The organism is Paenibacillus sp. N119s, assembly GCF_059447605.1.
Map to the genome: position 1 here is coordinate 1 of NZ_JCAJRU010000190.1, position 10,176 is coordinate 10,176.

12 protein-coding genes and 1 pseudogene are annotated in these 10,176 nt (G+C 48.0%); all 13 read right to left on the minus strand.

What is annotated here, in order from left to right:
* Nucleotides 1-120, minus strand: a pseudogene (locus AC5V8P_RS18995) (tRNA dihydrouridine synthase DusB); the annotation flags it as partial.
* Between the two features lie 45 nt (nt 121-165).
* Nucleotides 166-366, minus strand: a complete 201-nt coding sequence (locus AC5V8P_RS19000; RefSeq protein WP_063208402.1) for a helix-turn-helix domain-containing protein — start codon at nt 364-366, stop codon at nt 166-168.
* Complete coding sequence (gene folK, locus AC5V8P_RS19005; RefSeq protein WP_064795705.1) at nt 318-866, minus strand: 2-amino-4-hydroxy-6-hydroxymethyldihydropteridine diphosphokinase; 549 nt, start codon at nt 864-866, stop codon at nt 318-320. The genes AC5V8P_RS19000 and folK overlap by 49 nt, the downstream gene beginning before the upstream one ends.
* A gap of 9 nt (nt 867-875) precedes the next feature.
* The gene (folB, locus tag AC5V8P_RS19010; RefSeq protein ID WP_064795706.1) at nt 876-1,238 is read right to left on the minus strand and encodes a dihydroneopterin aldolase; all 363 of its coding nucleotides are present in this window, start codon (nt 1,236-1,238) and stop codon (nt 876-878) included.
* A gap of 162 nt (nt 1,239-1,400) precedes the next feature.
* Nucleotides 1,401-2,267, minus strand: coding sequence for a dihydropteroate synthase (folP, locus tag AC5V8P_RS19015; protein ID WP_064795707.1), 867 nt, complete (start codon nt 2,265-2,267; stop codon nt 1,401-1,403).
* The gene (locus AC5V8P_RS19020) at nt 2,264-3,160 is read right to left on the minus strand and encodes an aminotransferase class IV (RefSeq protein WP_064795708.1); all 897 of its coding nucleotides are present in this window, start codon (nt 3,158-3,160) and stop codon (nt 2,264-2,266) included. Before AC5V8P_RS19020 ends, folP begins: the two co-directional genes overlap by 4 nt.
* A gap of 3 nt (nt 3,161-3,163) precedes the next feature.
* Nucleotides 3,164-3,739, minus strand: a complete 576-nt coding sequence (gene pabA / locus AC5V8P_RS19025; protein ID WP_063208392.1) for an aminodeoxychorismate/anthranilate synthase component II — start codon at nt 3,737-3,739, stop codon at nt 3,164-3,166.
* A gap of 5 nt (nt 3,740-3,744) precedes the next feature.
* A complete protein-coding gene (locus AC5V8P_RS19030; RefSeq protein WP_064795709.1) occupies nt 3,745-5,367 on the minus strand; it encodes an anthranilate synthase component I family protein in 1,623 nt (540 codons plus the stop codon).
* A gap of 128 nt (nt 5,368-5,495) precedes the next feature.
* Nucleotides 5,496-6,434, minus strand: a complete 939-nt coding sequence (cysK, locus tag AC5V8P_RS19035) for a cysteine synthase A (protein ID WP_063208388.1) — start codon at nt 6,432-6,434, stop codon at nt 5,496-5,498.
* Nucleotides 6,435-6,673: 239 nt separating this feature from the next.
* Nucleotides 6,674-7,624 (minus strand): peptidyl-prolyl cis-trans isomerase, encoded by a 951-nt coding sequence (locus AC5V8P_RS19040; RefSeq protein WP_064795710.1) that lies wholly within the window; start codon nt 7,622-7,624, stop codon nt 6,674-6,676.
* Between the two features lie 20 nt (nt 7,625-7,644).
* A complete protein-coding gene (gene hslO / locus AC5V8P_RS19045) occupies nt 7,645-8,529 on the minus strand; it encodes an Hsp33 family molecular chaperone HslO (RefSeq protein ID WP_063208384.1) in 885 nt (294 codons plus the stop codon).
* A gap of 217 nt (nt 8,530-8,746) precedes the next feature.
* On the minus strand, nt 8,747-9,514 hold the full coding sequence (locus AC5V8P_RS19050; RefSeq protein WP_063208382.1) for a type III pantothenate kinase: 768 nt from the start codon (nt 9,512-9,514) through the stop codon (nt 8,747-8,749).
* A gap of 6 nt (nt 9,515-9,520) precedes the next feature.
* Nucleotides 9,521-10,176 (minus strand): carboxylating nicotinate-nucleotide diphosphorylase (nadC, locus tag AC5V8P_RS19055; RefSeq protein ID WP_495473778.1); only part of this gene is annotated, 656 nt, incomplete at its 5' end.

The following is a 10,176-nucleotide window of genomic DNA, read 5'->3' on the forward strand; positions in this document are numbered from 1 at the left end:
TGCACATACCAAGCCTGTACCGAATTCCTTGGCAATCAAGCGAAAAGCAGGGTTGCACACGCCTGCCATCGGTGCCAGGACGACTTGGTTTTTCATTTCAATATCGCCGATTTTCAACATATCTATTCCCCCCTTTATTCCTTCTTTTATATCGTATACTTATCGTTAATCCGTCAATTCCCGGACTTCAATCTCTAGCGTTTGGGCGATGATGTTCAGCATATCTGCGTCTACTGTACGATTACCTCGCTCCACAGCACCTAATACAGTCAAAGATATGCCGGTTCGGTTTGCCAACTCCTGCTGGGTGAACCCTTTTAGCTTCCGAAAGGCGCGGAGTCGTTGCGCCAGCTGCAAGTTTTCCAAAGCTGTATGCCGTCCTTTCCATCCACAGAATTCAATGCTGTATGCACGATACTGTACAGACCGGACGAATCTTGGCTCGGAATAATGTCAGCCAAAGGAACCAGCACAAAAGCACGCTCCAGCATACGAGGATGAGGAAGTTCCAAATCTGGCGTAGCCAGTTGTGCCGCTTCCATCCACAACAAGTCAAGATCAATGGTTCGTGGACCGTTAGGAATATGCCTTACCCTCCCCAAACGACTCTCCACCTCCAGCATATAAACCAAAAGCTCCTCTGGAGCAAATGTTGTAGAGACGGCTACCGTCATGTTCAAAAAAGAAGGCTGATCCAGATAGCCAACAGGCTCTGTTTCATACAGGCTGGAGCAGCGCAGCACTCGTATCGCTGGATGTTCGTCCAGTGCGGTAATGGCCTCATACAGGGTATGCTCACGCTCCCCCAAATTAGCCCCTAAAGCAATATAAGCCTCTGATGCCTCAGAGGTCGAATGTGCATTCATGTATCGTTCCTACTTTCTTGCGCGATAAAGCTCAACCGTCACACCCTCAAAATGAATATCAAACGGCGGATGCGGCTTCGTCACTTTGACAGTCAGTGCATTGACACTAGTATAAGTGTCCAGTAGGGAAGATGCAATACGTTCGCCCAAAGCTTCAATCAATTGGTAAGATTCCTTTTCTACGATATCCTTCACGGTGTAATGCACCTCAGCATAATTAACCGTTTTGTCCAAAGCATCTTGCTCACCCGCCTCACGCAGATCAAGCTCCAGCTCCAAGTCTATATAAAAACGCTGCCCCAGCTTACGCTCCTCCGGGAAAACGCCATGATATCCGTAATACTCCATGCGATGCAATTTCATTTTATCCATCTTGGATAGCCCCCTGTTTTTTGATTTTCTCTAAATAAGCTCAACTAAAGATGTACATAGCGCTCGCCTTTGCAACGGGATTCTTACAGTCATATGTTTTACTAATTCAAAGAATATCGTTGCAACAGCGATCGTAGAAGCAAAGGATTTGTGAAGCGGGCTTTACCCACCATAACTCAGTGGATTTTTAGACCCGTACACCATCGCATCACACATACGCACGGTGCGCTTGATCTGTGCCACATCGTGCACACGCACAATCTGACACCCCTGGGCAATGCCAAAGGCGACGGTGGCCGCAGTGCCCTCCACCACATCATTCACAGGCAAATCCAATGCTGTACGGATAAACCTTTTGCGCGATGTAGCCAATAACAGCGGATACCCCAGTTGACTCAATGTATCAAGAGAAGTCATGGCATGAATATTTTCATCATAATCTTTGGCAAAACCGATGCCTGGGTCTAAAATAATCTGCTCCTTACGTACCCCTGCGTCCAGTGCTAACTGGATACTTTCTTTTAAATCGGACAGCATATCAGAAACCAAATCGGTATAGTTACGATCGTGACGGTTATGCATCAAAATGACCGGACAATCAAATTCCGCTGCTACACGTGCCATATCGGGATCTGCCTTAAACCCCCACACATCATTGATGATGTGTGCGCCTGCTTCAAGCGCCTGTCTAGCTACTTCGGCTTTGTAAGTATCCACAGATAACGGGATGTGCGGTGCAATTCGATGGATCGCCTGGACAACCGGAATGACCCGAGCCAGTTCCTCTTCCACACCTACTGGTTCATGACCCGGGCGAGTAGACTCCCCGCCAATATCAATGATATTCGCTCCATCCTCCACGAGCTTCAACGCATGCAAAACAGCAATCTCTGAATTATAATGCAATCCTCCATCAGAAAATGAATCTGGGGTTACGTTGAGGATGCCCATAATCTGGGTAGAATGTCCGAGTGTAAGCTCGGCCTCCCCCATTCGATAGCTGCGTTCATAAAGAGTTGGTATATTCACTTCATCCCTGCTTTCTGCCTATAATCGTGCAACAGCAAAGCCGTTATGGACTCGGTCTCTGCCAAGGGAGCCGATAAATGGATCGCTATTCCCCCCGGCTCCAATAATAAATTCACGGGTCGTATTTCTTGTATAGAGTTGGTCATAAAAATTTCATCAGCCTGTTTCAGCTCGTCCCAATGGTATAGCCCTTGCTCACATGGAATATCTCGCAAATGCGCAAGCTCCAAAATAAACTCACGAGTAATACCTGGCAAAATTCCAGTAGACAAGTCAGGAGTATACAGCGTATTGTTTCGCACAAAAAACAGATTACTGACTATTCCCTCTGCCAGAAAACCATTGGCCGTAAGCATCATTCCTTCAGCCTTATAACGAACAGCCTCGACATACTGCTGAAGTTCCCGCTTCGCAAAAATATTATTCATATAATGGAGCGACTTTAATCGAACCTCACCCTCCGGAGTGTTTCTAGGGGTTCGCAGCAACTGAAGCGCCGACGGCGCTGAGGATTGCCCGGTTTGAGTATTTGTAGAAGGCAGCGGCTTGGCGAACAAAATATGGTTGGGCTGCGTATAGTCACCGGATGGCAAGCCTAGGGCCTCTTCACCCGCTGATACAGTGTAGCGGATATAGGCTTCATCCAGCCCATTTGCCGCCATCAGATGCTGGATATGTTTCGTAAGCTGCTCCCCATCCGGTTGAAAAGGAATGCCGAGCATTTGGCAGCCTTCCTTCAGTCGATGCAGATGCCGATCCAGCAAAAATGGAACACCTTTATAGGTACGGAATGTTTCAAACAAGCCCATACCGTATAAAAAGCCGTGATCACTTACGTGAATCACGGCTTTTGCGACTTCCGTGAGGACGCCGTTAACTCCGATATATTTCATAAATCAGACGCCTACCTTGCGTTTAAGAAAATTGCGCAACAATTGATGCCCGTAGTCGGTAATGATGGATTCGGGATGGAACTGAACTCCCTCTACAGCAAATTCCTTGTGCCGTAACCCCATAATTTCGCCCTCTGCAGTTTCAGCGGTAATCTCTAGACATTCAGGCAGACTCTCGCGCTCTACCAGCAATGAGTGATACCGGGTTGCCGTGAACGGAGAAGGCAAGCCCTCAAATACTGAAGTATTGTGATGGAGAATCGGTGATGTTTTGCCATGCATGAGCCGATCAGCGCGGATAACCTTACCCCCAAATGCCTGTCCGATGGCCTGGTGACCGAGACACACGCCGAAAATCGGAATCCGGCCTTTAAAATGGTTGATCACATCCAGCGATATTCCCGCCTCATTCGGCGTGCATGGACCCGGCGAGATCAAAATATGCTCTGGTGCAAGCTCTTCTATGCCTTTCACATCAATCTCATCGTTCCGTTTCACGGTCACTTCTTCCCCAAGTTCACCCAGATATTGCACAAGATTGTACGTAAACGAATCATAATTATCAATCACCAAAATCATACGACTCACCCTCCTGTGATACCGCTCCTGCTCAAAGCGGCTTCTTCTTCGCCACATTGTACCGCCTTCATGACAGCTCTGGCCTTGTTCCAACACTCCCGATATTCCCTGTACGGGTCTGAATCAATGACGATACCCGCACCCGTCTGTAAGTAGGCAGTGTTCGCCTTAACAGCTAGTGTTCTTATTATAATATTTAATTCCATATTACCATTATAGTCAATCCATCCAAGGGACCCCGTGTAGGGACCTCGTCGGACGGGCTCTAATTCTTCAATGATTTCCATGGTGCGTACCTTGGGCGCTCCTGTAATAGTTCCGCCAGGAAAGGTAGCGGCAATTACGTCTATAGCTGTACGACCCGGGGCTAACTTTCCCTCGACCTGAGAAACCAAATGCATCACGTGCGAATAGTATTCGACAGTCAGCAATTCAGGGACATGCACCGACCCGTATTCAGCAATCCGTCCGATATCGTTACGCTCCAGATCGACGAGCATAATATGTTCGGCACGTTCTTTTTCGCTGGATAGAAGCTCAGCTGCCATAGCGGCATCTTCATCCGGTGTCAGCCCCCTTCTTCTCGTACCTGCAATAGGTCGGGCGCTCACACGTCCATCCTCCAGTTTCACTAGCAATTCCGGTGAGCCACTGACAATCCGTAAATCTGACATACGCAGCATCCCCATATAAGGGGATGGATTCAATAAACGAAGCCATTCATATATATGCTCAGGAAGGGCTGTAAGCGTACGTTGCTGGCGAATCGACAAGTTCACCTGAAATACATCCCCTTGGGCAATATATTCCTGCACACGTTTCACGGCATGTTCAAAGTCCTGTTGGCTGAAAGCTGTTTTCCAGCCTTCAGATTCTTGATGAACAGCCTCTAATCCTGCTTCGGATAGTCGAGCACAACGATGAGGATAAGCTGGATCAGTCTCTCCTGCGTGTATGATGTTATTCCACTGAGTCAGCATGTGTTCTGCACGTTGGGCCGCTTCCGCATAAAGCTTGCCAAGTATAGGTGCGGTTTCATCTAACATAGTCTCATTCGCCAAATCAGTCTGACTGCTGAGGTTACTAGAGTGGGCAGGATTAGGCATATGAACAGCACAATATAAGCATGATGCTTCGTGATCATAAATCCATAACTCATTCACCCGCATCCATACATAATCAGGTATATCTGTATCGTCTGCAGCTTGATTGGGCAAACGCTCCAAGGAGCGGGCTACATCGTAGCCCAGGTAGCCCACAAATCCCCCAGAGAAAAAAGGTATACCAGGTACACGTGGCGCACGGTAAGAGGAGATCCAATCGTTCATGACTGTCAAAGGTTGTCCATGTATATCAACATGCTCCCCGCTTTGCAGATCAGTCCAGACTGCATGCTCCCCCTTGCCTTCCAATACAGCCACCGGATTCAAGGACAGATAAGTATACCTTCCACCCTTGGCGCTCTCTAGCAAGAAGGCATATGGTGACGAGTCCTCCCAAGCCTTCCGCCACGATGACGGTAAGCCGCTAACGGGTAATGAGTACTCAGCAATATAGGGCAGCATGCTCCAGTCTTCCTCCTGCCAAGCCTGCCACTGCGCTTCCGTTACTCTAGCTGTCCATTTCATCTGTGTGTGCTGCCCCTTCCCTTACTTTGCCAAAAGTCTGCATTCTTTTCCTTACAAAGAAACCCCCATCCCCCGGTTACAGGGAAATGAGGGACTCCTTACGTATAGTATACACAATTACGACATAATTACAGCTCGAAATTGTATAGTGGTGTACTCAGGTAACGTTCGCCATTACTTGGAATAATGACAACAATCCGTTTGCCCTTGCCCAATTGCTTAGCAAGTTTCAAAGCTGCGTGAACAGCTGCACCGGATGAAATACCGGACAAAATGCCCTCTTCCTTGGCAACTCTACGTGCTACCTCGAAAGCTTCATCATTTTCTACATGAAAAATTTCATCATAGATGTCGCGGTTTAAAATTTCAGGAATAAAGTTGGCACCCAGTCCTTGAATTTTGTGAGGTCCTGGCTTGCCGCCTGCCAGCAATGGTGAAGAGGCAGGCTCTACAGCCACAATTTTAATATCAGGGAATTCCTTCTTAAGTACTTCTCCGGCACCAGAAATGGTTCCGCCAGTACCTATACCTGCTACAAAAGCGTCCAGAGTACCGCCAATAGAACGAATCGCTTCTACGATCTCAGGACCCGTTGTTTCACGGTGAATTTTGATATTGGCTTTATTCTTGAACTGCTCGGCAGCAAAATATTCCGGATTCTCGCTCAACAGCTCTTCCATTTTCTTAACAGATCCGTTCATACCTTCTGAGCCTGGTGTTAACACAAGCTCGGCTCCGTAAGCACGCAACAAATTACGACGCTCTATACTCATCGTTTCTGGCATAACAATTACGGCTTTATACCCCTTCGCAGCAGCAACCATTGCCAAGCCGATTCCAGTGTTACCGCTAGTTGCTTCAATAATGGTACCGCCCGGTTTAAGCAGACCTTCACGCTCAGCTTCTTCCACCATACTAATCGCAATACGGTCTTTTACACTGGAGCCTGGGTTCTGATATTCCAGTTTCAGATAAATTTCAGCGCTATCCTCCGGTACGATCCGGTTGAGGCGAACGAGGGGCGTTTCTCCGATAAGGTCGGTGATGTTATTAACAACTTTAGCCATGATAATTCCTCCCTGACTGTAGATGATATATTAAAAATTGCGAAATCATATAGCAGATGACTCTAGGTAAATCATTGTTCGTTTTATGCCGTTCATTTGATTTCCGATAAAAATAGTTGGTTTTATACGCTAATCATAACAATCTTCAATTCCAATGTCAATACAAGTAAATAAGCTGGAACGCCGTTTACCCACGTTATCCGCACCTGTTTCCTTCAAAGCAAGCTCCTTTTACGATCTTAGAGAGAAGCGGAAGACGCCTCTTTCCCAGATAAAATACGCGCTCCATATTTATCACGCAGACTCTTCTCGACCTCTTCCAAAGGAGCGGCTTGTGCTAGTGCAAGAGATCGGCGAATCTGCTGACGAATCTGCTGCTTGTCCGGGGAGTTCTTGAGTCTGACATCCTGTACATAAATGACCGCATAGCCATCGTTTAGGGAGATGGGACCTGCAACGTCCCCGGAGCTTAGTTCTCTCGCCGCCTTCATGACCGCCTCCGGTTGAAATGGATCAAATTCATCCACCCATCCCAGCTGTCCGCTATGATCCTCGCCGAGAGGGTTACCTGAACCTGAATGCTCTCGAAGCAGCGTGTCGAAACTTTCTCCTTGCTTGACCCGATCCAGCAACGCCTCTGCTTCCTCCGCTTTAGCCACATAAAGGGCTGCCAGTTTGATCTCCTTACCAGCGGCAAATTCCTCAGGGTGCTGTTCCCAATACTCGTCAATCTGGGATTCCTCAACCTGAATACCTTCGGTAGCTATTTTCTCCAGGCCAATCCGGTACTCCGCTTCATTTCGCAAATCAACCGGATCTAAGCCAAACTGTTGCTGCATCTCCTCAAAGTAGGCTTGTTCTGAGTCGTACCCTTTACTATCCTGCTCCAGCACCTGCTGTAAATCCTCTTGGGTGATCTTGATACCGAGACGCTTGGTTTCAGCCTGCACGGCTTTACGATTCAACATTTGCAACAGCGTATTCGTTCCATATCGCTTTTTCAGTTCCGCTACCCACTGTTCCTCCGATATGCTTTCCTGACCCATCTCCGCCACAATATGATCGCCGTCATCCTTGCTTACATCACCCGGCTTTAACAGCCCCCGAAGCATGATAAGACCACCCAAGGCGGCGACGCTAACGGTCAGAATAATGACAGCTGTCCATAATCCTTTTTCCCGTGTAGTCATCGCTTGCACCGCCCATCCGGTTAGGCCTTGGCTTGATCTAACAGACTTTGCAATTCATCCTTATTAAACTGATAAGCCTCATTACAAAAGTGACACACGACCTCAGCCTGTCCTTCTTCCTCAATTAATTGCTTTAATTCACTTTCTCCCAAGCTGATCAATGTTTTTTCCACACGCTCGCGTGAGCATTCACATTGGAAATGAATATCCATTTCATCAAGAACACGAACGTCCGGCAGCATCCAACGCAGCATTTCTTCAAGCTCCAACCCTTGATCCAGCAGAGCAGTAACGGGTGGAATGGAGCCGACTGCATTTTCAATGGCAGTAATCTCATCATCACTCAGGCCTGGAAGCAACTGAATAATAAACCCGCCAGCCACAATAACGGAGTTATCCGTATCTACCAGCACACCCAGACCGACCGCTGACGGAGTCTGTTCGGATTTGGCAAAATAATAGGTAAAATCCTCACCGAGTTCGCCAGAAATAATCGGAATACTGCCGCGGTACGGTTCTTTTAGCCCCAGATCCTTGATAATATGAATGAATCCCTCTGTACCTACGGCACCCGCTACATCCAGTTTGCCCATACTATTGCTTGGCAAATGCACATGTGGTTCGGTGACATAACCTCGCACTTCCCCTACAGCGTTGGCATCAACGACAATTTGTCCAATTGGTCCATCGCCTTTGACTTGAATGGTCAGTCGTTCATTGCCTTTTAGCATAGAACCCATAATTGCACCCGCTGTGAGGGTTCGTCCCAATGCAGCGGTTGCTGTAGGATAAGTATCGTGTCTTCTCCGCAGTTCCTCTACCAATTGAGTTGTCCGAACCGCAAAGGCTCTAACCCTTCCATCCATGGCGGTGCCGCGAATAAGTCGATCCTGCTTATTTTCCATAATTGATATCCTCCCTATAATCCAAGGCAGCTATGCTGCTTATTTTCATTAGTATTTCCTCATCCTTGAAGCATCATTTCCTACTATATAAACAACCTGCATCAACAGATACGCGAATTGTTCAAAAACGTAACATATTTCAGTATAGACGAAAAACGCCGCTAATCCAAACCGATAAAATCATCGGTTCGACTCAGCGGCAGCTTGGTTCTACTTTTTATTCAGCGTTACGTTGGTAAATGATGCGTAATCCTTCGAGAGTCAACATCGGCAGCACTTCCTGAATGCTTTCCGTCTCTGATGCGATCAGCTCTGCAAGACCTCCGGTAGCAATAACCGTGGGTTCCGCCTGCATTTCTTCCTTAATGCGCCTCACAATGCCATCGACTTGCCCAGCATAACCGAAAATAATCCCGGCCTGCATTGCATGGACCGTATTCCGACCAATAACCTTTTTGGGTTTCTCCAGCTCGATACGAGGGAGTTTGGAGGCCCGTTGATACAGTGCCTCCGTCGAAATGCCGATACCCGGCACAATGACTCCACCCAGATAGTTTCCCTTGTCATCAATACAATCAAACGTCGTTGCTGTTCCAAAATCCACTACAACAAGCGGCCCACCGAACCGTTCTACAGCCGCAACAGCGTTCACGATCCGATCCGCACCTACTTCGCGCGGGTTCTCGTAACGCAGGTTAAGACCGGTCTTGATTCCCGGTCCGACGATCAACGGCGTTTTGCCTATATATTTATCGCACATTTCCTCTAATACCCGGACCAACGGCGGAACGACAGAGGAAATAATAACTCCCTGGATGTCATCCATTAATACGCCGCCCATACTAAAAAGATTATGTATGAGTACGCCGTATTCATCGGCGGTTGCCTGTCTGGAAGTGCTGATCCGGTAGTGATGCAGCAGCTCGCGCCCTTCATACATCCCCAGAACAATATTGGTATTACCTACATCCACTACAAGAATCAATGGGTGTCACCTATCTTTCTTTGCGTTAAGGTCAAGGCTGATATCCAGGTTATGAAATGAGTATGTCAGCCTGCCTACAGAAATCACATCTACGCCACTTTCAGCCATCCCACGCACTGTATCCAGCGATACATTGCCTGAGGCTTCTGTTTTGACGTGTGGAGCTTGCTCACGAATGAAGCGAACGGCTTCCTTCATATCCGGGACGGACATGTTATCCAGCATAATAATATCTGCCCCAGCTTCCAGAGCCTCCTGGACTTGCGTCATGTTTTCCGTCTCTACTTCAATCGTCATCGTATGCGGGATGCGCGCGCGCGCTCGGCTCACCGCTTGTGCAATCCCACCCGCGCCCTTAATATGATTGTCCTTAATCATAACAGCATCGTACAGACCAAAACGATGATTTGAGCCGCCGCCTACACGCACAGCATACTTCTCCAACAGTCGATGTCCCGGCGTTGTTTTACGCGTGTCCACCAAACGTGTGGGAAGTCCCTGCAATTGATCTATAAAACTCCGCGTCCGTGTGGCAATTCCGGACATCCGCTGGAGTAAATTTAACGCCAATCGCTCCCCGGTCAAAATGGCATGAGTACTCCCATTCACCTCTGCCAGAACGGTTCCCTTTTCAATCCACTGGCCATCAGTCGCTAGCGGAG

Bases quoted from the DNA above. Each gene is read 5' to 3' on its own strand.
- folK (WP_064795705.1), bottom strand. From the start codon at position 866: ATGAATGCACATTCGACCTCTGAGGCATCAGAGGCTTATATTGCTTTA.
- folB (WP_064795706.1), bottom strand. From the start codon at position 1,238: ATGGATAAAATGAAATTGCATCGCATGGAGTATTACGGATATCATGGC.
- AC5V8P_RS19020 (WP_064795708.1), bottom strand. From the start codon at position 3,160: ATGAAATATATCGGAGTTAACGGCGTCCTCACGGAAGTCGCAAAAGCC.
- pabA (WP_063208392.1), bottom strand. From the start codon at position 3,739: ATGATTTTGGTGATTGATAATTATGATTCGTTTACGTACAATCTTGTG.
- AC5V8P_RS19030 (WP_064795709.1), bottom strand. From the start codon at position 5,367: ATGAAATGGACAGCTAGAGTAACGGAAGCGCAGTGGCAGGCTTGGCAG.
- cysK (WP_063208388.1), bottom strand. From the start codon at position 6,434: ATGGCTAAAGTTGTTAATAACATCACCGACCTTATCGGAGAAACGCCC.
- AC5V8P_RS19040 (WP_064795710.1), bottom strand. From the start codon at position 7,624: ATGACTACACGGGAAAAAGGATTATGGACAGCTGTCATTATTCTGACC.
- hslO (WP_063208384.1), bottom strand. From the start codon at position 8,529: ATGGAAAATAAGCAGGATCGACTTATTCGCGGCACCGCCATGGATGGA.